This window comes from Paenibacillus caseinilyticus, from assembly GCF_027533645.1.
In the GTDB taxonomy this organism is placed as follows: domain Bacteria; phylum Bacillota; class Bacilli; order Paenibacillales; family NBRC-103111; genus Paenibacillus_G; species Paenibacillus_G caseinilyticus.
Genome location: NZ_JAQAGY010000027.1, coordinates 54,360 through 79,566, shown reverse-complemented (window position 1 = coordinate 79,566; position 25,207 = coordinate 54,360). Strand labels below are relative to the sequence as shown.

Sequence of the window (25,207 nt, the reverse complement as noted above, 5' to 3'; positions counted from 1 at the left end):
GACCACGGAAGATGGGGACGGAGAAGGAAGCGGGTTTGTATCAAAGCTTGGACGAGGCGGCGGACAGTATTCTACGGATGATCAGCGAACTGATTCAAGTGGATACCTTTTTTGTCGCGAGCAATGATAAGTTATCCAATACGATTGTCAAAGCATTCAACCGGCATGAGCCGCTAATTGAAGAGGGCGTGTCCCTGCCGTACGAGCAGACTTACTGCTCGCTCGTGATCGAGGCAGAGGCGCGGGCTCTGGTCATTGAGGACACCGCCGCTCACCCCGTAACGTGCGGGATGGGCGTCACGGCTGCGCTCGGCGGATGCTCGTTCATCGGCGTGCCGATTTCGCTCAGGGGCGGCCGGATCTACGGAACGATCTGCGCGATGAACCGGGAGCCGTACCGGTACAGCGAGCGGGATATCCATCTTTTGAGTTCGATGGCGGCTTTCCTGACCTATGTGATCGAACTGGAGAATTCGGTCGAAGCGCTGAAGCGGTCCAAGGAGGAGACGCTCCAGGCCAAGGAGGCCGCCGAGCGGGCCACGAAGACCAAAGCCGAATTCTTAGCGATGATGAGCCACGAAATCCGCACACCGATGAATGGAATTATGGGGATGACCTCGCTTCTGCAGACGACCGAGCTGACGGACGAGCAGCAGGAGTATACGGAAGTCATCCGCTCCAGCAATGAGTCCTTGCTCTCGATTCTCAACGATATCCTCGATTTCTCCAAGATGGAATCCGGCAAAATGATGCTCGACAACCAGCCCTTCGACCTCCGCTCCTGCGTCGAGGATATCCTCGATCTGTTCGCTTCCCGAACTCTGGAGAAAGAGATTGAGCTCGTCTCGTATGTCGACCCGGAGATCCCGCCCTTTATCGTGGGGGATGCGACGCGGACCCGCCAGGTATTGGCCAATCTTGTCGGCAATGCCGTGAAGTTCACGTCCTGCGGCGAAATCTTCGTCTCGGTTACGAAGCAGTCCTCCGAGGATCCCGGCATGCTGAAGCTGTATGTGACGGTGCAGGATACGGGGATCGGGATTGCTCCGGGCAATATGGGTGCGCTGTTCCAATCGTTCTCGCAGGCCCATACGCCGGAGACGAACCGCCAATACGGAGGGACAGGCCTCGGACTTGCGATCTGCAAGCAGCTCGTCGAACTGATGGGCGGCGAGATCTGGGTCGACAGTACGGAAGGGGAAGGAACGACCTTCCACTTCACGATGGTCACCGGATGCAGCGGGCTGTTCTTCGACAACGCGTGCCACGAGCAGCTTCTGCGCCACAAGCGCGTCCTTGTCGTCGATGATTCGAGTACGAATCTGCGCATTCTGAAGACGACGCTAGAGAAGAAGGGGATGTTCGTCCGGGCTACCGTGTCCGCTTACGAGGCCCTTCACTGGCTGCGGCAGGGCGAGATCTTCGACCTGGCCGTGATTGATATGCGCATGCGGGAAATGAACGGCGTGCAGCTCGGACGCCAGATCCGCAAGCACCGCACGGTGGAGAGCCTGCCGATGATTATGCTGTCCTCGGTCGGCATGGATCAGCGGGAGACGGTGCCCCATCTGCTGTTCCATGCCGTCATCACGAAGCCGGTCCGGGAGAACCAGCTCCTCGAAGTCGTCAAGGCCTGCCTGCTCGAAGTGCCGCCTGCCCCGGCCCGAGCCAAGCTCCAGCCGGTACTGGACGACTCGATGGCGGACCGCTATCCGCTTCGAATTCTGGTGGCGGAGGATAACGCGATCAACCAGAAGCTCTTCCTCCGGATTCTGGAGAAGATGGGCTACGACGCCGATGTGGTGGCGAACGGGATGGAAGCGGTCGGCGCCCTCTCCCGCCTGCACTACGACATCGTCTTCATGGATGTTCAGATGCCGGTGATGGACGGATTGGAAGCGGCGAAGTGGATCGCCGGACATGTGGACGCCGCCAGGAAGCCGGTGGTCATCGCCGTCACCGCCAATGCGCGGCAGGAGGACCGGGAGCAGTGCCTGGCCTCCGGGATGGACGATTACCTGAGCAAGCCGCTGCGGATCGACGAAGTGCGGCGGATGCTGGAATTCTGGGCGAAGGGGATCCGCAGCGGCAAGCATGCGGCCGGGCCGAACAGGGATGGAATCATCGACCGGGACATGATCGAGGAGGTCCGGGGGCTCGGGGACGGAAGTCCGGCCTTCCTGGATGAAGTGTTCGAGATGTTCGTCTCGGATGCGGACACATACATCACGGAGATCCGCCAGTTGTGGGAGCGCAGAGAGCTGTCCCAGATCGCGTCGAAGCTTCATATGCTCAAGGGGATCTGCCTGAACATCGGCGCCGCCCGGCTGGCAGAGGTATGCGTTCAGCTCGAAGGGGAGCTGAAGCAGCTCGATGCCTTGGAAGCCCGGATGGAGGACCTCGCCCACGTGTTCGAAGAGACGAAGCATCGCCTCGGGGAGCTGGCGGGAGCCGAGGCGAACCCAAGGCCGGGCAGATAAAGCCGGCTCCCTTGTCTTGGCCGGCCGCCGGATAGCGGAGCTTCTCCCGCCTAGTTATCATTGGACGAGCTTGCAAGCCAAAAAGGCGCTTTCCCTCTGCCGTGCAGAGAGAAAGCGCCTTTTTGGCTGTTCATGAGAAGAGCGGATGGCATGCGGCTTAATAGCTCGTCTTCAGCCAGTTGTCCTTGGACCAGGTCAGCGTGCCGGCTCCGGAACCGTTCGATGCCGTTAAGCGGGCTTTCAGTGTGGCCGGGTCTTCGGCGCTGTAGCTGTAAGGCAGCGAAGAGAAGCCGTTCCACGAGAAGGCGATCACCGGAGCAGGTACTGGCGCGAGCGGCGAGCCGGACGTGTCGCTGCCGCCGCGGAAGGAGGTGCCGTTCAGCGAGTAGAGCGTATCGAGCACACGGATCTTGCCGGTGTAGCTGCTGTCGGCGGGATCCGTCTGGTTGTTGCGGACCGGACTTGCGACGTCGATGATCTGCGACTTCTCGAGGAGCACGGCGCCGCCTTCGGTAGAGATCGCCCCGTTGCTGGTCACGCCGAACTTGTAGCCCTTGCCCTTCAGGGCAGTCTCCATCGCCGGAGTGATCTTCTTCTTGGCGCTCCAGGCGGAGGCGTTGTCCATTACGATGTTGTAGGCATGGGCATTCCCGCCACGCAGCCTTGGCATCCGGTCCTGGATGTCCTTGTAATAGTTGTGGTGCAGCGTCACCTGCAGGTTCGGGTTCTTGGAGTCGAACTCCGTGGCGCCGACGAGATGGCCCTTCTTCTGCGAGGCCGCGACGGCGATGATGTCTTCCTTGGTCAGGCCGATCGCGCTGCTGCGCAGGTAGTTGTACATCGGGTAAGCGGAGGGGTTCGCCTCGAGGGCATCCACCTGTTTGCGCACCCAGCTGTTCGCACTGCCGTCATCCCCCTTGAAGGTGGACCAGGAGATCGTGACGCCGCTGCTGCCTTTCTTCACGTCGACGAGCCCGTCATAAGCCTTATGGAAGGTACAATGGTCGATCCACACCTTGCTGTCTTCCTCCAGGGTGACATAGTCCCAGTCGTTTTTGTCGTAATCGCCTTTGCTCGATTCGTCCCACTCCCACAGCTCATCGAATTCCAGATTGCGGATGATGACATTCGAGCTGCGTTTGAAGGTGAAGGCGGCATGCTTGATCTTCGCGCCATTCGCGGAGAAGATGGTCAGGCCGTTGAAGCCGTCGACATTGAGTTTGCTGACGCCGGTCGTCTTGAGTACCGGGTGGGTCAGCGGCGTATTATGGGCAGAAAAAGGAGATACCTTGGCCGCCGCGGGAAGCTCATTCCAGCCGAGATTCAGGTCATTCATGATCTCGATGACCTTGACGCCGGAGCCCTTCTTCAGAGCCAAGGCAAGATCGGCCCCGGTATATACTTTTTTATAGCGGGCGGTATCGGTCTCCGGTATGCTTCCGCCTCCCGTGTTGCCGGCGGAGAAGCCGGTCAGGTTGTAGGGGGCGAGAGACGGATCTGCCGCGCTGGCCGTCAAGGCCGGCAGGGCGGAGACGATGAGCGATGCGGCAGCGAGTACGTTCAGTAAGCGTTTGCTTTTCATTATGAGAGTTCCTCCATTCGAATTGGACCCGGGGGTCGATCAGGATTAAGGTGCGGCGCTCAGAGCGCTTGCGGACTTATCGGGCATCGCCTCCCTTCTTCGGATGCCACCAAGCGTAGCACCGGCAGAGCATTACAGCAATGCGCCGATTTCAACCTGATGATTGCTGCCGATGTGGAGCGGATTGTGAACAAAGAGAACATTAGGAATAAATGGATCATCATTCCAATATCTAATCGGCGGATTATTGCCGTTATTCCCCGGCTCTTCCATACTGGGGCTACACCCGGAGGCGGCAGCCCCAAGTCCGGGGACGTTCCGAAGGAAAGGCAGGTGAGGGGAAGTACCGCTGATGTGCATATCGTTCCCGGAGGACGAAAGCTCCGGGGGCACGAAGGACCTATCCTAATCCCATCTCCAAGGAGGAGTAACGTAACGTGAAAACCAAATCCGGATCCAAACGCATGAACAAGCCTGCAGCACTTCTGTTGTCTTCCGCCCTGGCCCTCTCCGTGCTGGGTGCAGCGCCGGCCGCTGCCGCTCCCGAGCCGATCTACGCCGCACCGAACGGGTCCGCGAGCAATCCGGGAACGCTGAGCTCGCCAACTACGCTGGCCGCCGCACTCACCAAGGTCGCTTCCGGCGGCACCATCTATCTGCGGGGCGGTACGTACAGCTTCAGCTCTACGGTGACGATCGACCGCACGAACAGCGGCGCCTCGGGCGCACGCAAGAATATCGTCGCTTACGGCACCGAGAAGCCGGTGCTCGACTTCTCCGCCCAGACGTTCGACTCCGCGAACCGGGGGCTGCAGATCAACGGCCACTATTGGCTGGTGAAGGGGCTCGAAGTCAAAGGAGCCGGGGACAACGGCATCTATATCGCCGGCAATTACAACCGTCTCGAGAACGTCGAGGCGCATCATAACCGTGATACGGGCATCCAGCTCGGCCGGTATGCCTCTACCGCAGCGAAGAGCGAGTGGCCGAGCTACAACGAGGTCGTGAATTCGTACTCCCACGACAACTTCGACCCAGATAACGGCGAGGATGCGGACGGCTTCGCAGCCAAGCTGACGGTCGGGCCGGGCAACGTCTTCGACGGCTGCATCGCGTCCTACAATGTGGATGACGGCTGGGATCTCTACACGAAGACGGACACGGGGGCCATCTCCCCGGTGACGATCCGCAACAGCGTCGCCCACCATAACGGCAGCACGTCGGACGGCACCTCCACGAGCAGCAGCGACGGCAACGGCTTCAAGCTCGGGGGCGATAAGATTGCCGTGAACCATATCGTGGAGAACTCGGTGGCTTACCAGAACAAGAAGCACGGCTTCACCTACAACAGCAATCCGGGCTCGATCCAGTTCAAGAACAATACGTCCTGGAGCAACGGACAGAGCAACTTTGCCTTCGATACCGGCACGCATGTGTTCACGAATAACCTGAGTTACAAAGGCAGCTCGAGCGACAAGACGAGCGGGACCGACGTATCGAGCACCAATGTATGGTGGAAGGACAAGAAGACGGTCAATGCCAAGGGGCTTGCGGCCAGCGATGCTGACTTCGTCTCCTTGACGCCGTCGATCTCCCGCAACGCGGACGGCTCGCCGAACCTCGGCAATTTCCTGAAGCTCGCCACGGGGAGCGATCTCAAGGGAGCCGGCACGCCAAGCGGCACGGATATCGGATACCGTCGGTAAGATCAGGATAGGAAGGGCGCCTAGCGATAGGCGTTCTTTTGTTCGTGTATGCGGGGATAGGCGACGACATGGCGTCCCGGAGAAGGGGCGACGATGGTGAGAATTGGTTCGGAACACGTGAACAATCTCTGGTATAATAGGGAGCAAAGACACGGATCGGGAAAAGGGGAAAATGCGATGCTCCGTATCATCTTGTTCTACGTGCCGATGGGAACCTCGGCCCTGCTGGCGGCCTTGACCCACGTCATCATCAATGGCGTGCTGGCCCGTTCGGCGAATGCCGACGTGACGATCTCCGCCTACGCCGTGGCGCTCAGTCTGTCCTTCCTGCTCGATCTGCCGATGAACATCATCCGCCAGACATCCAGCAAGTATGCACGGGACCGGATCTCCTTCCGCTCCGTAGCCCGGCTGACAGCGGTCATCGCCGGCGCGCTGCTGGCTATCAGCGTGCTCATCGGCTGGACGCCGCTCGGTGCGCTGCTGTTCCGGTATGTGTTCGGCGTGAAGGAGTCGCTCGTCGGAGCGACGGTGGGCGTGTACCAAGTGCTGGCCTTCATGTACCTGTTCACAGCCTTCCGCAGTCTGTTCCAAGGCGTCATCATCAACCAGCTGCGTACCGGGTGGATGACGGCTGGGATGGCGGTCCGGGTAGCGGTCATGTTCGGCATGTCCTGGTTCTTCATCCGCCAGGGCTGGACGGATGACGGCCGGATCGGAGCCTGGATCTTCGTCGTCGGACTCGTCATCGAGTGCATCGTCGCCGTGTGGGAGGGGCTGGCGCTCCGCCGGAGCCTGCCGCCGGAGCGGGAAGAGCAGACGGTGCAGCGGGTGGACCAGCTGCTGCCGTTCTACCTCCCGCTCTTATATTCCTCGATGGTGCTCGTGCTGCTGAGCCCGGCGGTCCAGGCCGCGCTGAACCTGAGCACGAACCCCACGCTCGCCGTGGCCGCCTATGCCGTGGCGATCCAGCTGGCGAATACCGTCGCCTGGTTCTGCGCCTCCGTGCACCAGATCGTTATCCAGTTCTACGAGAGCGAACGCCGGAGTGTGCTCATTGTCGTCGCCTGTCTCTCAGTCCTCTCGCCGTCTCTGCTGCTCGCCGTATCGTCGCCGCTCGGGAGCGGGCTGCTCGAAGGCTTGCTCGGTCTGCACGGCCCGCTGCTGGCGGAAGTGCGTCACCTGCTCCTCTTCCTGTCCGTCCAGGCGCTGCTCTTCCCGTGGATCGACTTCGTAGCAGGCAAGTGCATGCTGCTCGGCAGGACGAAGGCCATCATGACGAGCAAGATGGTCTCCGTTGGGCTGTCCCTCGGGCTCTTGGTCCTGCTCGTCTACGCGGCACCGGGGCTCAACGGCATGCTGGCGGGCCTGGTGACCGCCATCGCCGCGCCGCTGGAGCTGCTGGCGATCTGGACGGTGCTGAAGCGGATGGAGCGCCTGAACGCCGCCGTGCCGCTGCAGGAGACGAAGCCGGCCTAAGGTTGCAAGGGCAGCGGGGGCGGGTTATGATGAAGGAGGGATATCCATAAAAAGGAATTTTGCAAAAGGATATGGGTATTGTCCACCGCTCTTCCCGTGGTGACTCATGCCGCGGTGTGGAGGGGATCTGTATAAGTAAATGGACGGGGCTGCCCGTATGGCTGCCCTATCTCCATGAACGGGGGTAGCTGCCGTGTATTGCCACTGGCTGCGGCAGCGCTGCAGAGATGGAAGGCGTCGGAGGAGGCCCTTTCCAAGACTTCTTAGTGACCGTGCATCCCGGGTGCAGCGGTCCTTTTATTTGGGGATGATGAGGTGGGTTATGAATACATCTTACGTACTGCGTCAGGCCATTCAGGAGATGTCCGAGCAGGAGGCCAAATCGATGTTATCGCTGCTGCTGGCTCACGACGATGATCTGGCAGAGACACACGAGAGCTTGAAGAAGTCTCTGCTGGAGATGGCGAAGCGGCGTTCGGAGACAGACTACGGGACGATCCGGCATGTACATATTGCCTTGGGTGACTCGCCGGGGGGATCGCTGAGGATGGCGCTGCGGCCACCGGAGGGGAGCGAGCCGGAGCACCGGGTGCTGGTTCTCCGTGACGCGATTCCGTTCTCCGTCGGCCCCTTATGGAAGCTGGAGAAGGAAGAGGGGCGGGAAGAGCGGCGGCGGTGGTGCATGCTCCACATCAACATGGATGACAGGGATGAATACCTGTTCCGTGGCGAGGAATATTTTCGGGAGATGAAGGGCGGACTGGAGGGTGTACCTCCATCACTGCCGATCACGATCTGGGCCGGCGCCAATGCACATGAACAGGCGGGGCTGCGCTTCGCCTTGTATCTGCTCAGGGGGAGGGGCAGTCCGGTTTCCGTTATCGATACGACCGCAGCTTATGCCAGGCTGTATCACTCGGCCCCCGGGTGCGGAAGGCGGCGGACCGGAGAAATCAATTCCGAGGACCTGAAGGCAATCTGGAACGCCCAGACAGCCGGCAGAGAGCTCACCGCTGAGGAGAAGAACAGGATGGCGTCCGAGTGGCTGGAGCTCTCCGGGCGGAAGACGGCGCTGCGCATTTGGCAGGAGGGCCGCATGATGGAGGTGCGGGAGGATTACTACGATCGTGTGCTGACCGCCGTGGTAGAGTCTATCCACAGGGACCGGGGGAATCAGGATTGGATCAAGTCGGCCCGGGTGGTTGGAGAGATGATAGGCCACCTGGAGCAGGATATCGGCGATGACTACCCCGAATACCGGCTGCGGCATCTGATCTATAACGGCACGCTGGAGATCGAAGGGGTGCCTCGGGGCATGCGTTATTATAGTGTGAGGTTGAAAGAACCGTTTGAATATGGGGAGCAGCGAGGGGGAGCCGGAGAAATTGAAAAATATGCTTAAGATTGAGAACGACCCGAAGGGAGAGGCCTACCGGAGGCTGATCGACTATGCGATGGAACATGCGGCTATGTTCGCGCTGGCCGATGGACGCATCCCGCCGGACGAAGACGAACCGGTGGTCCCGGGGGGAGGACGGACCGGGGCGCTGCTGCGCAGGCTGCAGCCGTATCTACTCCGGACTTATACTATGGATGAAGTCCGGCGCAGGAATGCCATCGGGTATGGCATGGAGGGAACCGTCTATGTGTACCGCTGCTGCACGGAAGCGGCGGAAGTGCTCAAGAAGGCTGCCTCTTCCATGTATGCCTGGCAGTGCCCCGATCTGCCGGAGGACCTGAGCTTCTGGGATGCGGATGAGGAGGACTTCCTCTCGAATACGGCGCACGAGGAGATGCTGTATATCCGGCTCTCCGAAGAAGAAGGCCGGGCACTCGCGGAAGCCATCCCGGGGGTCTTCGTCCGGGGGACATTCAACCGGGAGCTGGACGCCTACTTGGACGATGCTCTCCGGCATGGAGCCGAGAAGGTGTACCTGATGAGGAACGGACTGCAGGAGATTCCGGAGAAGCTGCTGGCGATCCGGACGCTGACCCACCTGACGATCTTCGAGCAGGACATCCGGCGGCTGCCTCCGGGGTTATTCGAGCTTCACCGCTTGGAGAGTCTTACGGTCAATACCGCGGACCTGGAGGCGATCCCTCCGGAGATCGGCAGGCTGGAGAACCTCGAGTACCTGTCGATCGGCTGCTGCAGCTATGACCGCCCCGATCAGGCGGAGCATATGATCGGTATCGGGGAGGTGACGCTCCGCGAACTGCCGCCGGAGATCGGGCAGTTGACGAAGCTGCAGTGTCTGCATATTAACGCCACGGGTCTTCGGCAGATCCCTGCGGAGCTGGCCCAGCTGAAGGAGCTGCAGGTGCTCGATCTGAGCCGCAACCGGCTGGAGGAGGTGCCGGGCAGGCTGCTGAAGAAGCTGCCTAACCTGAAGTACAGCACCTTCGAGGGCAATCCGCTGGCGGGTCCCTAACGGGGCCGGAGGCCAATTCACCGTAGTAGAAAGGGGATGATGGAACGGATGGTACAACGAAGCGCAGCACGTCCCGTGTTGTTCCTGGTCTTGGCTGCATTGATTCTGCTGGTAGACGGCACCCTCTCCAGGCTGCCCGATACGTCTTCGGAGGACCGGCTGCTGGCCTATGCGGTATTGTTCGACTTGATGCTGGCGGTGCCCCTCCTGTACTGGCTGCTGGTGGCCCGTCCGGCAGGGAAGCCGGTCTTCAAGGTTCTTTCGCTCGCTGCTCTGGGGGCGCTCGTGGCCTGGCTCGTGCTGCCCGCCGCTCTGAAGGCGACGGCGTGGAGGGCCTTCTGGCCCCTGGAGCTGCTGCTCATCGCGGCGGAGGCGTTCGTTCTCTTCTACGAGGCGAGGCTGTTGTACCGGGCAGCCCGGCGCTTCCGCGAACTGTCCGGGGAGGAGCCGGACACGGGAGAGAGACTCCGCAGAGCCATCAGGGATGTGCTGGGCGAGGGGATGCTGTCCTCGGTTCTGCAGCATGACGCTGCGATGCTGTATTATGCCTTCTTCTCTTGGAAGGGGAAGAGGGAGACGGTACAACCGGGTGCCCCCGGCTGGTTCACCTATCATCGGAGCAGCAACCAGATCCTGTATGCCGCCATGCTGACCAAGATCCTCCTGATCGAGACCGCCGCCGTTCATCTGCTTGTACAGCAGTGGTCTTCCATCGCTGCCTGGCTCCTGACGGCGGCGGATCTCTGGCTGCTGCTGCTGGTCTGGGCGGACTGCCGGGCAGCGGTCCTGCAGCCGGTCCGGCTGGATGCGGCGGGGCTCCGTCTCCGGTACGGACTGCGGATCCAGGCGGATCTGCCGCTGCACCGCATTGATTCTGTCACAAGCGTGCAGGGGGATGAGCTCTCCGCGGAAGAGAGGAAGACGTCGGCCATGCCGGTGGTCGGGACGCCGAACGTATGCCTGAAGCTGAGGAGCCCGGTCCGGGTACAAGGGCTGCTGTTCCTGCCCCGGGAGGTCACGGCGGTCTATCTGGCGCTGGATGAGCCGGAAGCCTTCATACGGCAATGGAGCCGGGCCGCCTGCCGCCACGGAGATGAACCGGCGTGATTTGCCTCTGGCTGCGGCGACGCGTATCCCATAGCAAAGGGGCTGTCCCACAAGGTCTACTGTATTGTGACCTTGAGGGACAGCCCCTTTTGTACCTTACTCTTATGCTACCGTCAAAATGACGGGCGCCCCCCCGAGTAATCAGGATCGTATGCTCATGCTGCGCGGCGAAGCTGCCGTCCGGCAGACTCAGCGTCCATCCGTCCGCTTCCTCCATTACTTAGTCCGCGCCCGTGGACAGGAACGCCTCAATGGGAGAGCCGGAGTACGGCAGGGCATATGAAGCCAGGCCGCAGAGCCGGAGGGTTCCCCCGTTACCGGACGTGTCGCAGCTTCTCCGGGTTGATGACGATATAGATCGCATGGATTTGGCCGCCTGCGGCATCGAAGGAAACGACCGAGGATGGCTGCCCGTGCACGTAGGTCACGAGGCCAGGGCCGCCGCCCACCAGGGCAGGTCGGAACGTGAAGCCTGCGGGCGACTTCTGCTGCAGCCCGGCGAGGAAGCGCACGATCCGGTCCGCGCCGAGAATAGGCCGGATGGCTGCCGTGACCCTGCCGCCCCCGTCGGAGAAGAGGGAGGCGTCTTCGGCGAGGGCCGAGAGCAGCGCCGCCACGTCTCCGCGGGCCAGGGCCTGGGAGAATCCCTCGATAAGCATCCGCGTCTCCCGGCATGCCGCAGGCCGGGAGGCGGCAAGACATGGCGCGCTGCCGCTGCCTGCCGCAGCGGGTCTTCCGATGCTGCGCTTCGCCCGGTGGAAGATCTGCCGGCAGTTGGTCGGGCTCTTGCCTACGATGGAAGCAATCTCGTCGTAGTCGTAGAGCAGCACCTCCCGGAGCAGGAACACGGCCCGCTCCGTCGAGGAGAGCTGCTGCAGCAGCAGCAGGTAAGCCGTGGACACCGACTCCTGCTGAATATAGACCTCGGCGGGATTGCCGGCGGGGTCCCCCTCGGTAAGCAGAGGCTCGGGCAGCCAAGGCCCTACATAGACCTCGCGCTGCTTCTGGGATGAGCGGAGCCGGTCGATGCAGCGGTTCGTGACGACCCGGCACAGGTAGGCTTTCGGGCTGCGGATCGGTTCGGATCCTGCCGCGCCGAGTGAGAGGAATGCATCCTGGACGATGTCCTCCGCGTCCATGACGCTTCCCAGCATGCGGTAAGCGAGGGAGAACAACAGCGGTTTATAAGACGTATATGCCTGTTCGGCGACCATGCCGTTTTCCATGCGACACCCCTTTCCTGTTCCGGGCCGCGAGCCAAGCTGCGGTGCCCGGTATGCCTATCACAGATGTGCTGATTAGCCGCCAATCCCCCTATGGCGATTGCGGCCAGGCTTCAGACGAGTGCGCTGGCGGGTACGCCAGCTATGCGGCTGCGGTCCTGCAGCAGCCGGCTTACGGCCCGCCCCGCGCTGGCTGCTGCCGCATCGGCGAGCATCTCTCCATGGCTGACCCAATCGCCGGCGACGTACAGCCCGCAGAGCCCGGGTACGTCAGGACCGGGGTAAGGGCCGGTCTGTCCGAGATGCACGGCATCGTGAACCACCGTGATGTTCGGCAGGAACTGCCGGGCGGCCGTTTCGCTTTGCCAACCGGGATGGAGGAGGCTCATGGTATTCTCCAGCAGCTCCTCGTCCGCCTGGGGATCGCTCTCTTCCGGGCCGCCGTATTTAATGAGATGTACCACCAGTGTACCATTACTGCTCAGTTTTGCCACCCTGGTATGGTGGGAGAAGAAGACGGGCTGATCGAGCCCCAGGGCAAAATGGCGGTCCGGTACGGGCAGCCGGCGCAGCGCGAGGTCGAGACATGCAGCCTTGACCGGACGGGCTTCCGCCTTCCAGCGGCGAAGGACTGTCTCTTCCGCTCCGTCCACCAGATGGAACAGGGAGGCGGGGGACGTCGTCGCTATCACGCTCGGGGCATGGATCGTCTCGCCGTCCTTAAGCCGCAGTCCCCGCACCTGTCCCTCGCTGTGCAGAATGGCGGCCGCGCTGCGGTTCTCGGCGATCGTAACGCCGGCCTTCAACGCCAGGGCGCGGAGCTGGTCGATGATCGTCTGCCAGCCGCCGTCGAGGTACAGGACGCCTCCCTTCAGAGCCCGCTGCAGCTGCCGCAGGGCGATACCGGCTGGCTGATGGTCGAGATCCCTGGAGTAGGTGGAGGTGCGGCACAGCGCATAGAAGATGTGGCGGACCATTGGGTCCTTCACTTCCTGCTCCGCCCACTCCCGCAGGGAGAGGCGGGGGAGCGAAAGGGCATCGATCTTACCGAGGCCCGTCATCAGCCGAGCCAGCTCTATCTTGCCGGACCAGGACAGCAGCCCCGTGGAGAGCAGCCTCAGTGGACTGCCGGGCAGCGGCACCACTTCGCCCTGCCAGAGCGCCGATCCGCCGGTCGGCGGCGAGCCTCCCGGCAGGCGGAGGCCCAGCTCCTGCAGCATCGCGTAGGCTTCGCCGCTCCGGTACAGCGCATGCCCGCCGAGATTGAGCAAGGCCCCGCTGCGCTCCATGCTCATCGCGCGCCCCCCAAGCCTCGTCGATTGTTCGAGCAGGATGACCTTCTGCCCTGCTTGAGCCAGCTTTACGGCCGACAGCAGCCCGGACAGCCCTCCTCCGATTACGGCTGTATCGTACTTGATTTTCTTCTCCATTCTCCATCATCCCTTCGCAGTAATCTTCCTTCTGCTGATATGACGGGGAGAGGCGAGGTTCTGTGACAAGGATATGCAGGAAAGGTCCAGGATATGGACGGGTATGCAAGATTTTATAATGAACCCCGGGAATATAGAAAAAAGGACCCGTCATGGATCCTTTCAGGCAGGTTTGAATCGTTTCCCGTGTACACCGGCCCGCTCTCATCCACATACATATCTCCCGGCATGTGATCATAGAGCTTCCGTGCGTCCTGCTGTGGCTCGCCCATTCCGAACAAATCGCTGAAAGCCCTGACCCACAGCCTTCCGTTCCGGCTCTTCAGCACCTCAATATTTGGGGCCACAGCTCTACATAGACAAAAAAGAAAACCGCCCCCCAATCGGCGGTTTTTTATTTTCACTCCACATTTTAGGAGAAGCGCCCGAGGCAGAAGGAGAGAGACCTAAGACAGCCCACGGCTGTTTTTTCTTGCTCCGTGGGTGAATAACAGGGGGAGAGGAAGGTTAATGGATAGAAACTGACATGGAGGATGTAGAATGCGCTTTTTACACCCGTAATGGAGGATTGGGGAGCTTTTCCCTCCTTTTCCGCCGTTTACACCCATGCCGGGAAACCGTAGTATTTAGTCTTGCAAGCCATGATATTTCTATCATGATATTTCAATCGCTGAACTTTCCTTAGGGAAAGCCGGGGGAACCAGCGTGAGCAGCGGATCGCATGACGGCCCGTCGAACTCGCATGGGGTGAATCTGTGCGCCTTCAGGCGGCAGTAGGGTGACTCTCACCACCCGAATCCGACAGCTAACCTCGTAAGCGTTGATGGAGAGAGGATGATGAACCCGTGGTAACGTAGAACTTTTGGCGGAACCTGCGCTTTTTGTGCGAGACAGAACCGAACAGCTCGCTTTCCTTTTATTTATCGAACGAGGAGATAGGTGTAACTTGAATAGAGTGTCTTCCAAGGAATCTTTATATGGTAAAAAAAGCAATTTCATAGGAGAGAAAAGGAGTGGAGCAGGCATGATGTCCGCCGTCAAACGGTTTTTGATTGGGCGTCCCTTAAAATCCGAAGGCATTGCCGACGAAAAGCTAAGCAAATTCAAGGCGCTTGCGATTCTCTCCTCCGATGCGCTGTCCTCCGTGGCTTACGGGACGGAGCAAATTCTTCTGGTGCTCATGACGATCGGCGCTGTCGCCTTATGGTATTCCATCCCCATATCGATCGCCGTGCTGGGGCTGCTGACGGTATTGATCCTCTCCTACCGGCAGACGATCTTCGCTTATCCGACCGGAGGCGGGGCTTACATCGTATCCAAGGAGAATCTGGGCGTGCCTATGGGGCTGCTGGCCGGAGGCTCCCTGCTGGTGGATTATATCTTGACCGTAGCCGTAAGCGTCTCGGCCGGCACGGAAGCCATCACCTCAGCCTTCCCCGAGCTGCATGATCACCGTGTGCTTCTGGGGACGGTCATGATCCTGTTCCTGACGATCATGAATCTGCGCGGCATCACGGAGAGTGCGACTTTTCTTGCCTATCCGGTCTATATCTTTGTCGGATTCATGTTTATTCTGATTGTCTGCGGCCTGTACAAATGGGCAGTCGGAGGCATTCCCCCGGAGCCTACGGTTCACCAGGGGGCGATGACGGGCATCTCGCTCTTCCTGCTGCTTCGGGCGTTCAGCTCAGGGTGCTCCGCGCTCACCGGCGTGGAGGCCGTATCCAATGCGATCCCGAACTTCAAGGCGCCTGCGGAGAAGAATGCGGCTCACACGCTGATGATGATGGGGATCATTCTCGGCAGCTTGTTTATGGGCACGAGCTTCCTGGCTTATCTCTACGGGATCGTTCCGAATGCGGAGGAGACCGTCGTCTCGCAGATCGCAGAGTCGACCTTCGGGCGCGGGCTGCTCTATTATGCGATTCAAGCCTCTACGGCGCTCATCTTGTTCCTTGCCGCCAATACGGCTTATGCGGCGTTCCCTCTGCTGGCTTCCATGATGTCCAAGGACAAATACATGCCGCGCATGTTCAACGTCCGGGGAGACCGGCTTGGTTTCTCTAACGGGATCATTGTGCTCGGAGTGCTGTCCGCTGTGCTTATCATGATCTTCCAGGGGGATACGGAAGGGTTAATCCCGTTATACGCGCTCGGGGTGTTCGTTCCCTTCACCTTGTCCCAGACGGGGATGATGCGGCGCTGGGTCAGGCTGAAGCCAAGAGGGTGGATGATCAGCTTCTCCATCAATACGGTGGGGATGCTGACGACGCTCTCGATCTGCCTCATCTTTCTGTTCACGAAGTTCTCGCAGGTATGGATGATCTTCCTCTTCCTTCCGGTTGTGATGTATATCTTTATTCGGATTCATCGTCATTACACGGCGATCGCGGATGAACTGAGGATCGATCCACTGGCCGATGTGCCGGTGACCAAAGGCAACGTAATCGTTGTTCCGGTCGCAGGGGTGAACCGGGTCGTTCTCAATACGATCAGTTATGCCAAGTCGATATCCGAGAATGTGCTTGCCGTATATGTGGCTTTCGACGATGCAGATGCGGAGCGGATGGAGCAGAAGTGGGAGGAGTGGAACTCGGGCGTCCGGCTCGTGGTGCTGAGGTCCAGATACCGGAGTTTGCTCAGGCCTTTGATTAAGTTTATTGAGACGGTGGAATGGAAGACAGCTGCCACGGATTATGTCACTGTGATGATCCCCCAGTTCATTACCAAGAGCTGGTGGCACAACCTGCTGCACAATCAGTCCAGTCTGCTCATCCGGGCCTATTTGTTCAAGCAGAAAGACGTGACGATCTCGACGGTTCCCTATCATTTGAAGCATTAACGGAATCTTATCGGGAGAACCGCTGTATTTCATCTGGGGATGCTGGTATGATAAATGCAGGTTTATCGTGGAGGTGTTACCCGTGGGCGCTCTGTCCCCTATGCACTTGATTTTGATTGTCGTGGCGATCTTACTGCTGTTCGGACCGAGCAAGCTGCCTGAACTTGGACGCAGCTTCGGGAGAATGCTCCGTGAGTTCAAGGATTCGACCAAAGGTTCCGGTTCGGGAGAGGCCGATTCTCTGGAGAAGGAAGCTTCGAGAAGAGATGAGCCGGACTCCAAAAAATAAGGGCTGCGGGATGTATTCCTGCCTGCGTCCGGTGCCGCGTCCATAAAATGGAGCAATAGCCTTCCTCCCTGTACGGGGGGAAGGCTATTGGCGCTTCAAGCGAGATACCGTCTCCCTGTTAGAGGACCCACTTCACGACACTGTCTTGGCTCTGCCGCGTTTTGGGGCGCGGCTCGTTCTTGCGGTAGCCGAAGGCGGCCATGACGGAGAGGGCGAAGCGCCCGTCTTCCAGGATTCCTTCTTCCGCGAGAATCTGGCTCACGGCTTCCGGATCGAAGCCTTCGATCGGACAGGAGTCGATGCCGATCTGGGCGGCGGCTGTCATCATGTTGCCGAGGGCAATATACGTTTGTTTGCCCGCCCAGTCCAAGAGATAGCGCTCGTCGTCCAGAAGTTTGCAGGTATTCTCCTGGAAGTTCTTGTAGAAGCCGGTCAGCATGGCGACGACGTCGTCCGGCATCTGGTGTACATTCTCCATGAGGTTCTGCAGGTAAGCGGAATTCGCAAGCAGATCTTCCTTCGTGCGGGTGAGCAGCAGCACAAAATGGCTGGCCGTCGGAAGCTGGCCTTGGGCGCCCCAGGAGACCGGAAGCAGCTTCCCGCGCAGCTCGGGATTCTGAACCACGACGAACCTCCATGGCTCGAAACCAAATGAGCTTGGCGACAGGCGTCCGGTCTCCAGGATGAACTCGAAGTCCTCATCGGCAATCTTGCGGGAAGCGTCGAACTCCTTGCAGGCGTGACGGAATTGATAAGCCTTCAGAATCTCTTCTTTCACGTTGGCTTGAACGGTCATATGTATCATTCCTTCCCAGGATATAAAGGCTGGGCATGTATGCAGGATAACGGGATCTTAGATGTGCCTTTTGTAATTATTTAGTTACAGTTATGGGCTTTGTCAAGCCCTTCCCGGGAAGGGCCCAGAGGTTAGGCGGTCGGGTTCGGTCCAGGGAAGTGCGGCCCGCTCTTGGCTGTTTTGGCCAGCTTCCTGCGGCGCAGGCCCCGGGCGATGATCGGCTGCAAGTAATGATCAATGCCGAAGCGGCCCGCATTGGCACCGGCGAGGATGATCACAGAGCCGAGCAGGATGAACCAGGGATTGGAGCTCACGGAGCCCGAGAGCAGGAACATGAAATTCATGAGGACGGCGAAGAAAGCGGCGGAGGTGGTAAGTGCGCCGAGAATGAGTCCGAGGCCGACGAGCGTTTCGCCAGCGGGAATCAGGAAGTTGATCAGCTTCACATTCGGCAGGGCCCCATGCTGGATGAATGCCGTATAAGTAGGATAGAGGAGTTCCCCGGAGGCCTTGTCCGTCAGCGGCTTGGTGACGGCATTGGTCAGGAAGCCCGAGGCATCGAACCCGCCCGTCAGCTTGTGGATTCCTGCCGAGATCCATTGGTAGCCCAGGTAGAGGCGGAGCAGCAGCAGCGCACCGGCGGCATAGACATTATCTTGAAGCAGTCGGATCATCGTGGAACATCTCCTTTGGTGTGGTGGGATGGATAAGTGCGTTAGAGCGGTACCCGGATGACGTCACAGCCGGGAGCACCCCCGCCGGGCCTGTGAATCACAGCCCGGCATCGGGAGCGGCTATATCAGTTCCTTACTTTACTTGAGGCTCCACAGAGCGGGGACATTGGAAGGCTCCCAGCCCTGCAGGGAGGTATGGTTCTGGCGGCATACATACACGGACCCGCCATAGGTTACTTCGTCGCCGGGCTTGTAGGCCACGCCAGCGGCCCAGGCCTTGGCGCCTGCAGCATCGGTGGATGCGGTGACGGTGGAGGCTGCCGATACGTTGCCGGCGGCATCCTTGGCTGTGACCGAGAACGTATAGGAGGTGCCGGCGGCGAGGCCGCTCACCGTCGCGGAAGTGCCCGTTACGTCTACCTTCGAGGCGCCGTAAGCTACGGTATAGCCGGTGACGCCCACGTTGTCGGTCGATGCGCTCCAGCTCAGGGAGACGGAGGAAGAGGTCTTCGCTGTAACTTGAAGGCTTCCCGGAGCGGAAGGCGCGGTCTGATCCGAGGTGCCGTCCGGCGTCGTTACGCTGAGCGTATTGCTGGCGGCGGAGAGATTGCCTGCGGCGTCCTTCGCCTTGACGGTGAACGTGTAAGCGGTCTTCGGCTGCAGGCCCGCTGCCGTGAACGAAGTGCCTGCGGCCGTTCCTACCTTGGCCGTCCCCTGGTACACTTCATAGCCGGTCACGCCGACGTTATCCGTAGAAGCGTTCCAGGCCAGGGCGGCGCTGGAAGCCGTGACGGCCGTTGTCCGCAGCGAGGCGGGGGCGGATGGGGCCGTGGTGTCCGGCTGCGGCGTCGCGAAGCTGTCGAGGAACGCGCGGTGCTTCGACGAGAATTCGAAGTTATTGAATTGGTCCCAGTTGACCGACCAGGTCATGAGGCCGCCGAGGCCCGGATAGCCTGCCGCATTACGCAGCTTGTAACGGCCGCCGAAGGACTGGCCTTTCATCAGGTAGTTCAGCGCCTTCTGCACCTCCGCTACGGGTGTGAAGCCTCCGCCTGCATTGGCGTTGGCCGGGAGGCCGACCAGCACTTGATCCGGACGCAGGCCCGGGAAGAAGTGGTTCGGGTTCTTCGCGACGGGGAAGCCCGCGAGCACCATATCGGCCATGGCCACGTGGAAGTCGGCGTCGCCCATGTTGTAGTAGGTGTCGTCGAGCGCGGTGATCGGGCCCGAGTTATACTGCTGCACCTGCAGCCAGTCGAGAATGTCGCGCAGACCGTGGATGACCGGCAGATAAGCGCCGGCCCGGTTATCGCTGCCGTTGCCGTTATCGCCGTAGAACGTATAGCCGAGCTGTACGAAGAACGTCTCGGGTGCCATCGTGACCATGAATTTGTCGCCGAAGGCGCTGTGCAGCGTCCGTACGGCGGAGATCAGGTTGGTGACGACGGGGGTTTTCGGATTGCGGAAGTCCGAGTCGCCTTTGTCGAGGTAGAGGGAGTGCCCTTCGAAGTCGATATCGAGTCCGTCGAAGCCGTAGGTGGAGATAATCCCTTGGAGGGAGCTTACGAACAGGTCTCGGGCGCTCGTGCTCACGAGCTGGACTTGCCCGTTGGCGCCGCCGATCGAGATCAGGACCTTCTTGCCTTTGCTCTGCAGGTAAGCGACATCGGCTTTGAAGTCGGCTTCCGTGTAGTTGTACGGCTTGAAGCCGATCGTGCCGTTCTGCGGGCCGCTGACCGGCTCGGCGAAGGAGACGTTGATCACGTCGAAGTTCGGCGATACGTCGCGCAGGCGGATGAAGCCGGAACCGTTGTCGAAGTTGTGCCAGTAACCGACGATGATCTTGCTTCCGGCGGCCGAAGCAGAGGGCACGCGGGATGCGAGCAGCGGCAGCAGCGAGAGCAGCAGGGTCAGGATCAGGATCAGGACGAGCGGGCGCTGCAGGGGCGGTCGCGGGGTACGGGATGATGGCATCACAATGAATCCTCCTCAATGGGTGATGGGTTGCCGTGCGGGACCCCAGCGGCACGGGAAGTGCCTGCAGGGAAAAGGCAGGTCGGAAGAATGAAGGGCGAATCACCTCCAGATGAGATTGGGCTTCCTCCGGCCGGGAGGATAGCGGATATGGGGCATAGGGCGGCATAAGGCAGGAACGGGGCGCCGAAGCGGTTCCTTGGCGGCGAGGGTGCTCCGCGTCCAGGTGGATGGAGCCGGACCGAGGATCACGGCCGGTTCCGGGCCGCTTCTTCTTTCTCATTATGTTGGAGTGCGGGATATTGCAAAAGGGGAAATTTCCCATCATTTGGGGAGAACTTTCTCTTTCTTCCATGAGGGAGGGAGGAAGGGGCGGAGCGGGTTATTCATAATCCGGCAGCGTTTTCATAGGAATCCATATCCGGTTAAGCCCTGTGGTATACTGAAGGGGAGCAGGCCGAGTAAAGCATTCATGGCGAAAGAGCCGCAAGCGGATGAGGAGGAAAGCGAATGCAGTACCACCGGATTACCGATATCAACGATGAACATTTTCGGGCGATGCACGGCCTGATGGGACGGGTGTTCCCGCCGGAGGAAGTACTGGAATACGATCTATGGGCCGAACCGCTTCAGGACCCGGGCATCCGGGTATTCGTCGCTGTACTGGGCGGCGAAGTAGTGGGGGCAACGGAGTACCGGTATTATGAAGATCTCGGCGTGGCGATGACCGACTTTACGATCATCGGGCGGGATGGCCTGGGCATAGGCCCCTTCCTGGCGGAACGCCGGATGGAGGATCTGCGCGCCGTGGTGGCGGAGAAGGGCGGGGAGCTGCGGGGCATGTTCGCGGAGATCTATAACCCCGGTCTCGCGGAGAATCTGGCATTCGGCGGCGTCAAGGCGATGAACCCGTTCGTGCGCCGCGAAGTGCTGGCGCATCTCGGCTACCGCAAGCTGGATTTGGACTATGTCCATCCTTCTTGGCACAATGACGGGGAAGCAGTGCATGGACTCGATCTCTGCTTCATGCCGCTGGCGGACGGGAAGCCGTCCGCCGTGCCGTCCTCGCTCGTCAGCACGTTCCTGGAGCGGTACTATGCTGTGCTTCCGCAGAAGCCGGGTGCCTGGTATGACATGGTGAAGGGGCTGAAGGGACGGGAAACCGTCGAACTGAAGGCGATCTGACCTCCGTGAACGGACGAAGAGCCTCAGGTGCGAAAGGCGGCTTGCTGCTCTTTCGCACCTGAGGCTCTTCGTCATATAAGGGAGCAATGGAATGAGGGACTTCCCCCCTCAGCCCCTCTGCCGGATGGTCCTGGGATGTCCGTTAGGGGGACATCGGGGCAGCTTCTCATCCCCGGGACGGGATACCGCCGCTCCTCACCGGATGTTATTCCTGCGCGTTCAACCGCAGGAATTCGGCTTCTTCCAGCTCATCCAGCGCCTTCTCCAGGCCATAATTCAACAGCAGCGTCTTGAAGCCTTTGCCGCGGTTCTCCGAGACGGCTTCAAGACGTTCTTTGAGGTCCCTGCGGAGGAAGACGCGGTCCTTCTCGTGCGTTTCCCTGCGCTCCTTCTTCTTGAGCCGGGACTCGAGCATCTGCAGCAGGGCTTCCGGCGCCTCCGTGACGCCGCCGGCCGAGGCGATCAGCGCGGCGGTCTCCGCCGGCGCATCCGATGCCGCGACGGCCAAGGCCGCGCGCGCTTCTTCCGCCGGCGTGTCGGCTCCGGCAGAGGCGCCCGCGGCGGGAGCCATCGCGGCCGCTTCTGCCGGGGCGTCGGGCGCGCTGGCTGCCGCCAGTGCGTCAGCGGGCGCGCTATCGCCGTGCGCCGGCTCGCCGGCCGGCTCGTCGTCTTCCGCGGTGCGGATGCCTGCGGCTGCGGCCAGCAGGGCGGCCTCCGCAGGCTCGTCGGAAGCGGCTACCGCGCGTGCGGCGGCCTCCACCGCCTGTGGCGATGCGTTCCGGCGCGCCCGCTGGCTCTTCGAAGCCGGAGCCGGAGCTGGAGCCCCGCCAGCGGCATCGGCTGCAGGCACGGCAGGCGGGTCGAAGCTAACGAGCAGTTCTTTTTTTCGGGACGGCATGGGCAAGAACCTCCTTGGTTAAGTCAAAATAGGGAGCGACTGCCGGATGGGAAGGATCCGACCATACGGCGGGACGGCCATCGTATGCGGCCGCATTCGCATAACGGATCGAGCGGGGGATGACGGTCGCAAGCAGGGGGAAGCCGCGGGAGGCGCAGTAAGCCCTCGCGGAGGCCAGCAGTTCCCCATGCAGCGTGGAGCGCGAGTCCACCATGGTAGCGGCTACCCCAACAATCCGCGGGAGAGGCGATCCCTCTTCCCGCAGCCCTTCGATGGTCTGCACGACGCGCTGCAGCCCTTTGACGGAGAAGGCCTCCGGCACGAAAGGGACGAGCACGCCGTCTGCCGCCTTGATGGCACTTGCAGTCAGCAGTCCCAGCGAGGGCGGACAGTCGATCAGAATCCAGTCATACTTCTTCTTTACCCGATCGACGGCCGCTTTCAACAGTTGGAGGGGGCCTGGGGCTCCGGCAGCCCTTCCGTACACCATCATCTCGAGCCCGTTCAGCTCGTCCGAAGCCGGCGCCAGATCAAGATGGGGCGTCACGGGCACCGCCACATCCGCAAGCGCTGCGCCGTGCAGCAGTACATCCGCCGTCGAACCGCCCGGTTCCCCGTCCGGGTCCCGGCCGAAGACGACGGCTGCGTTGCCCTGTGGATCCAGATCGATGATTAGCACCTTGGCTGGTTTAGCACCCGAGGCCAGAATGGCCGCGGTGTGGGTGACCAGCGTCGTTTTGCCTACCCCGCCTTTATTCATACACACTGCAATGACATTCCCCATGCTTCTCTCCCGCCTATCGGCCGCACCCTGTGTCCGCGCGATACAAATTTCTCCCATTATACCATAGAAGAGAGGGGAAATAGTGGAAAACCGTGTCGGTTCCTGTCCGGAGAAGCGGCCCGAACGGAGCTGGTGGCGGGGGAGGACGGGGGTAAGTCAAGGAAGAATCCATCTTACGCGCGCACGGGTTCCATCCATTGTATGCCTGCTTCAGGCAAAGAAGAGCAGGAAATCGCCGCCTCTGACATCCGCTCTGCTTCCTGCTATAATAGGAGCATACGAATCCTATGGAAAAAAAGGTGAGACATAATGAAACAGACGGCAGCGGTGATGGGTGTAACGTTCTCCAGGGATACGCTGGCAGGGACGCTGCAGACGATAACCGGTCATTTGGATAAGAAGGACGGAGGGTACATGCAGATCATTACCTGCAATCCCGAGATAGTCATGGCTTCAGGGCAGGATGAGGAGCTTCGGGCGATTCTGCAGGGGGCGGGGCTGGTGACCGCCGACGGGATTGGTATCGTGCTCGCTTCCCGGTGGCTCGGGGATCCTCTTCCGGAGCGGGTGACGGGGTTCGATATCCTGATGGGTCTGCTCGAGGAAGGCAACCGCAAGGGATACTCTTTCTATCTGTTCGGTGCGGACCCCGCAACGAACGACAAGGCGGCGGAGGTGATCTCCGGCCGGTACCCGGGCCTGCGGATTGCAGGAAGGAAGCACGGCTATTACAAGCCGGAAGAAGAAGCGGGGATCCTCGCCGATATCGCGGCGGCGAAGCCGGATATTCTCGTGGTGGCCCTGGGTGCGCCCCGGGCGGAACGATGGATCTACCGCAACCGCGCGAAGCTGCCGGTCCGGGCGGCCATGGGCGTGGGAGGCAGTCTGGACGTGATCGCCGGCAAGGTGAAGCGGGCGCCGGTGGTCTGGCAGAAGCTGAATCTCGAATGGCTCTACCGCCTGCTCTCCGAGCCTTCCCGTTGGCGCCGGCAACTCGTGCTGCCGAAGTTCGCGGTGCGGGCGCTGTTCAGCCGGGGCCGGTCTTAGGCCGCAATGCGCAGGGACGGTGCTCCTGAGACAGGACGCAGGCGTCTAAGCTCAAGCCGTGCCTCACGGTGGAACCGATAGGCTTCTGTCCCGGAAGCGGCCCGCGCCTTAGCCTTAGGCGCCCGGCTGCTTCCGGGGACGGAGGCCTGTTTGGAATGGCCGTGAGAGTCATCCGGCGGAGGCCCGCTCCCGGTTCGGCCACTTCACTCCGGTCGCTCCTCCTCCTTGGGAACGGAGGCTATGGGCTAGGCGGGCTGGCCCGGACGGAACAAGCGCATATAGCCGAAGCCGTAGACGGAGCCGACAGTCATGAGCACGGTCCACAGCACGAGGGAGATTGTCATCCAGAGCATGACCCAGCGCCTGGAGGAACCAAAGGTGAGCGCCACGAGAGCAGCCAGGTCCGTGCCCAGCAGCACGGGAGCGACGAGGGCCAGGCCCGGCACGCCGTATTTCTCCCAGATGCGCCTCGCCCGGGCATACCGCTTGGAAGTGCCCAGAGCGGCTTCTTCCGAATCTGCCCCGGCAGCCGTTACACCGGCTGCCGTTTCATTCGAAGCGGTGCTTCCCTCCAAGGGAGGTTCGCCCCCATAAGGCTCTGCCCGGACCGGTCCGCCGCTTCCGCCCTCCGGCTGAGGGCCGGGGGATCCGCTCACGGTGGTCCGCTGATTTCTCTTACGGGCTTTGCGGCGTGCCCTCCAGGCGCTGAACTCGCGGAAGAAGAGGGCGAGCAGCAGCAGCGGAATCCAGTTGCCGATAAACGCCAGGACGGCCGTGGCGATGGGATTCAGCCCCCAGGCGATGCCGAGCGGGATAACGACGAACACGTCAACCCAGGGCGTGGCGGCCATCAGAAGCATGGCGGCGTAGGACAGGAAGGAGCCGCCGCCGGTGTGGAGCATCTCAGTCATGCGTTACCTCCTCTTACGAATCAATCCAAAGGCCGGCATGCGGCTGCTTTGGTTATGCATATTATGGTAATTCATTCTGCGGAGAATCACAACGAATGCACAGCCGGATCCAATGGGAAAGACTGTGAAGCCGTTTACCCTTGCGGGTTTTTTCGGTATAGTGGAGAGGAGCCTGAAGTTTGGCGGGAGGAGATTCAGCAAAGGTATGTCTAACAAAAATGATTGGGATGAATGGATCAACGACATAGACAAGGAACTCAGCGGTAAAAAGCAGCGCGAGGGCAGCGGCGATCCGGGCCCGGGCGATCCCGAATGGCCCTCTTGGGAGCCCGATCCGCGGGACGGCGGCTTCTGGGACGACCCCCGGG

General features: G+C 60.8%; 20 protein-coding genes and 1 riboswitch. Of the genes, 10 read left to right on the top strand and 10 right to left on the bottom strand.

Annotation, left to right across the window (positions count from 1 at the left end):
* The first annotated feature begins 11 nt into the window (after positions 1 to 11).
* The gene (locus O9H32_RS28000) at positions 12 to 2,480 is read left to right on the top strand and encodes a response regulator (protein ID WP_269869409.1); all 2,469 of its coding nucleotides are present in this window, start codon (positions 12 to 14) and stop codon (positions 2,478 to 2,480) included.
* A 157-nt stretch (positions 2,481 to 2,637) separates the two neighbouring features.
* On the opposite strand, the gene O9H32_RS27995 is transcribed toward O9H32_RS28000, so the two are convergent.
* Together O9H32_RS27995 and O9H32_RS27990 are read right to left on the bottom strand one after the other, a co-directional pair.
* The gene (locus O9H32_RS27995; protein ID WP_269869408.1) at positions 2,638 to 4,062 is read right to left on the bottom strand and encodes a pectate lyase family protein; all 1,425 of its coding nucleotides are present in this window, start codon (positions 4,060 to 4,062) and stop codon (positions 2,638 to 2,640) included.
* 132 nt (positions 4,063 to 4,194) lie between these two features.
* Complete coding sequence (locus O9H32_RS27990; RefSeq protein WP_269869407.1) at positions 4,195 to 4,335, bottom strand: hypothetical protein; 141 nt, start codon at positions 4,333 to 4,335, stop codon at positions 4,195 to 4,197.
* A gap of 191 nt (positions 4,336 to 4,526) precedes the next feature.
* Here O9H32_RS27990 and O9H32_RS27985 point away from each other — a divergent pair, with 191 nt between their 5' ends.
* The 5 genes from O9H32_RS27985 (at position 4,527) to O9H32_RS27965 (ending at position 10,786) form a co-directional block, all read left to right on the top strand.
* On the top strand, positions 4,527 to 5,768 hold the full coding sequence (locus O9H32_RS27985; protein WP_269869430.1) for a right-handed parallel beta-helix repeat-containing protein: 1,242 nt from the start codon (positions 4,527 to 4,529) through the stop codon (positions 5,766 to 5,768).
* A 177-nt stretch (positions 5,769 to 5,945) separates the two neighbouring features.
* Positions 5,946 to 7,247 carry a hypothetical protein gene (locus tag O9H32_RS27980; RefSeq protein WP_269869406.1) on the top strand — a complete coding sequence of 434 codons (1,302 nt, stop codon included), beginning with the start codon at positions 5,946 to 5,948 and terminating at the stop codon, positions 7,245 to 7,247.
* A gap of 322 nt (positions 7,248 to 7,569) precedes the next feature.
* The gene (locus O9H32_RS27975; protein ID WP_269869405.1) at positions 7,570 to 8,649 is read left to right on the top strand and encodes a DUF1835 domain-containing protein; all 1,080 of its coding nucleotides are present in this window, start codon (positions 7,570 to 7,572) and stop codon (positions 8,647 to 8,649) included.
* A complete protein-coding gene (locus tag O9H32_RS27970; RefSeq protein WP_269869404.1) occupies positions 8,642 to 9,679 on the top strand; it encodes a leucine-rich repeat domain-containing protein in 1,038 nt (345 codons plus the stop codon). Before O9H32_RS27975 ends, O9H32_RS27970 begins: the two co-directional genes overlap by 8 nt.
* Before the next feature lie 48 nt (positions 9,680 to 9,727).
* On the top strand, positions 9,728 to 10,786 hold the full coding sequence (locus O9H32_RS27965; RefSeq protein ID WP_269869403.1) for a hypothetical protein: 1,059 nt from the start codon (positions 9,728 to 9,730) through the stop codon (positions 10,784 to 10,786).
* Between the two features lie 314 nt (positions 10,787 to 11,100).
* Here O9H32_RS27965 and O9H32_RS27960 read toward each other — a convergent pair whose 3' ends face one another.
* Both O9H32_RS27960 and O9H32_RS27955 read right to left on the bottom strand, forming a co-directional pair.
* A complete protein-coding gene (locus O9H32_RS27960; RefSeq protein ID WP_269869402.1) occupies positions 11,101 to 12,012 on the bottom strand; it encodes an RNA polymerase sigma-70 factor in 912 nt (303 codons plus the stop codon).
* A gap of 110 nt (positions 12,013 to 12,122) precedes the next feature.
* Entirely contained in the window at positions 12,123 to 13,439 is a 1,317-nt protein-coding gene (locus O9H32_RS27955; RefSeq protein ID WP_269869401.1) for a phytoene desaturase family protein, read from the bottom strand.
* Between the two features lie 658 nt (positions 13,440 to 14,097).
* A riboswitch (cyclic di-AMP (ydaO/yuaA leader) is annotated at positions 14,098 to 14,274 on the top strand.
* 189 nt (positions 14,275 to 14,463) lie between these two features.
* Here O9H32_RS27955 and O9H32_RS27950 point away from each other — a divergent pair.
* Entirely contained in the window at positions 14,464 to 16,281 is a 1,818-nt protein-coding gene (locus O9H32_RS27950; protein ID WP_269869400.1) for an APC family permease, read from the top strand.
* Positions 16,282 to 16,363: 82 nt separating this feature from the next.
* Entirely contained in the window at positions 16,364 to 16,570 is a 207-nt protein-coding gene (locus tag O9H32_RS27945; RefSeq protein WP_269869399.1) for a twin-arginine translocase TatA/TatE family subunit, read from the top strand.
* 118 nt (positions 16,571 to 16,688) lie between these two features.
* Here O9H32_RS27945 and O9H32_RS27940 read toward each other — a convergent pair whose 3' ends face one another.
* From O9H32_RS27940 to O9H32_RS27930, 3 genes are all read right to left on the bottom strand, one after another.
* Positions 16,689 to 17,366 (bottom strand): NAD(P)H-dependent oxidoreductase, encoded by a 678-nt coding sequence (locus O9H32_RS27940; protein WP_269869398.1) that lies wholly within the window; start codon positions 17,364 to 17,366, stop codon positions 16,689 to 16,691.
* 131 nt (positions 17,367 to 17,497) lie between these two features.
* Positions 17,498 to 18,040 (bottom strand): DoxX family membrane protein, encoded by a 543-nt coding sequence (locus O9H32_RS27935; protein WP_269869397.1) that lies wholly within the window; start codon positions 18,038 to 18,040, stop codon positions 17,498 to 17,500.
* Between the two features lie 138 nt (positions 18,041 to 18,178).
* Positions 18,179 to 20,014, bottom strand: a complete 1,836-nt coding sequence (locus O9H32_RS27930; RefSeq protein ID WP_269869429.1) for a fibronectin type III domain-containing protein — start codon at positions 20,012 to 20,014, stop codon at positions 18,179 to 18,181.
* Between the two features lie 510 nt (positions 20,015 to 20,524).
* On the opposite strand from O9H32_RS27930, the gene O9H32_RS27925 reads away from it, so the two are divergent.
* Positions 20,525 to 21,199 carry a GNAT family N-acetyltransferase gene (locus O9H32_RS27925; RefSeq protein ID WP_269869396.1) on the top strand — a complete coding sequence of 225 codons (675 nt, stop codon included), beginning with the start codon at positions 20,525 to 20,527 and terminating at the stop codon, positions 21,197 to 21,199.
* A gap of 205 nt (positions 21,200 to 21,404) precedes the next feature.
* Here the strand turns inward: O9H32_RS27925 and O9H32_RS27920 are convergent, their stop codons facing one another.
* Together O9H32_RS27920 and O9H32_RS27915 are read right to left on the bottom strand one after the other, a co-directional pair.
* Complete coding sequence (locus O9H32_RS27920; RefSeq protein ID WP_269869395.1) at positions 21,405 to 22,097, bottom strand: hypothetical protein; 693 nt, start codon at positions 22,095 to 22,097, stop codon at positions 21,405 to 21,407.
* Positions 22,066 to 22,881 carry a ParA family protein gene (locus O9H32_RS27915; RefSeq protein WP_269869394.1) on the bottom strand — a complete coding sequence of 272 codons (816 nt, stop codon included), beginning with the start codon at positions 22,879 to 22,881 and terminating at the stop codon, positions 22,066 to 22,068. Before O9H32_RS27915 ends, O9H32_RS27920 begins: the two co-directional genes overlap by 32 nt.
* Before the next feature lie 309 nt (positions 22,882 to 23,190).
* Here O9H32_RS27915 and O9H32_RS27910 point away from each other — a divergent pair, with 309 nt between their 5' ends.
* Positions 23,191 to 23,928 (top strand): WecB/TagA/CpsF family glycosyltransferase, encoded by a 738-nt coding sequence (locus O9H32_RS27910; protein WP_269869393.1) that lies wholly within the window; start codon positions 23,191 to 23,193, stop codon positions 23,926 to 23,928.
* Positions 23,929 to 24,173: 245 nt separating this feature from the next.
* On the opposite strand, the gene O9H32_RS27905 is transcribed toward O9H32_RS27910, so the two are convergent.
* Positions 24,174 to 24,839 (bottom strand): small multi-drug export protein, encoded by a 666-nt coding sequence (locus O9H32_RS27905; RefSeq protein WP_269869392.1) that lies wholly within the window; start codon positions 24,837 to 24,839, stop codon positions 24,174 to 24,176.
* Positions 24,840 to 25,207: the final 368 nt, after the last annotated feature.

Bases quoted from the DNA above. Each gene is read 5' to 3' on its own strand.
- O9H32_RS28000 (WP_269869409.1), top strand. From the start codon at position 12: ATGGGGACGGAGAAGGAAGCGGGTTTGTATCAAAGCTTGGACGAGGCG.
- O9H32_RS27995 (WP_269869408.1), bottom strand. From the start codon at position 4,062: ATGAAAAGCAAACGCTTACTGAACGTACTCGCTGCCGCATCGCTCATC.
- O9H32_RS27990 (WP_269869407.1), bottom strand. From the start codon at position 4,335: ATGGAAGAGCCGGGGAATAACGGCAATAATCCGCCGATTAGATATTGG.
- O9H32_RS27985 (WP_269869430.1), top strand. From the start codon at position 4,527: ATGAACAAGCCTGCAGCACTTCTGTTGTCTTCCGCCCTGGCCCTCTCC.
- O9H32_RS27980 (WP_269869406.1), top strand. From the start codon at position 5,946: ATGCTCCGTATCATCTTGTTCTACGTGCCGATGGGAACCTCGGCCCTG.
- O9H32_RS27975 (WP_269869405.1), top strand. From the start codon at position 7,570: ATGAATACATCTTACGTACTGCGTCAGGCCATTCAGGAGATGTCCGAG.
- O9H32_RS27970 (WP_269869404.1), top strand. From the start codon at position 8,642: ATGCTTAAGATTGAGAACGACCCGAAGGGAGAGGCCTACCGGAGGCTG.
- O9H32_RS27965 (WP_269869403.1), top strand. From the start codon at position 9,728: ATGGTACAACGAAGCGCAGCACGTCCCGTGTTGTTCCTGGTCTTGGCT.
- O9H32_RS27960 (WP_269869402.1), bottom strand. From the start codon at position 12,012: ATGGAAAACGGCATGGTCGCCGAACAGGCATATACGTCTTATAAACCG.
- O9H32_RS27955 (WP_269869401.1), bottom strand. From the start codon at position 13,439: ATGGAGAAGAAAATCAAGTACGATACAGCCGTAATCGGAGGAGGGCTG.
- O9H32_RS27950 (WP_269869400.1), top strand. From the start codon at position 14,464: ATGATGTCCGCCGTCAAACGGTTTTTGATTGGGCGTCCCTTAAAATCC.
- O9H32_RS27940 (WP_269869398.1), bottom strand. From the start codon at position 17,366: ATGACCGTTCAAGCCAACGTGAAAGAAGAGATTCTGAAGGCTTATCAA.
- O9H32_RS27935 (WP_269869397.1), bottom strand. From the start codon at position 18,040: ATGATCCGACTGCTTCAAGATAATGTCTATGCCGCCGGTGCGCTGCTG.
- O9H32_RS27930 (WP_269869429.1), bottom strand. From the start codon at position 20,014: ATGCCATCATCCCGTACCCCGCGACCGCCCCTGCAGCGCCCGCTCGTC.
- O9H32_RS27925 (WP_269869396.1), top strand. From the start codon at position 20,525: ATGCAGTACCACCGGATTACCGATATCAACGATGAACATTTTCGGGCG.
- O9H32_RS27920 (WP_269869395.1), bottom strand. From the start codon at position 22,097: ATGCCGTCCCGAAAAAAAGAACTGCTCGTTAGCTTCGACCCGCCTGCC.
- O9H32_RS27915 (WP_269869394.1), bottom strand. From the start codon at position 22,881: ATGGGGAATGTCATTGCAGTGTGTATGAATAAAGGCGGGGTAGGCAAA.
- O9H32_RS27910 (WP_269869393.1), top strand. From the start codon at position 23,191: ATGAAACAGACGGCAGCGGTGATGGGTGTAACGTTCTCCAGGGATACG.
- O9H32_RS27905 (WP_269869392.1), bottom strand. From the start codon at position 24,839: ATGACTGAGATGCTCCACACCGGCGGCGGCTCCTTCCTGTCCTACGCC.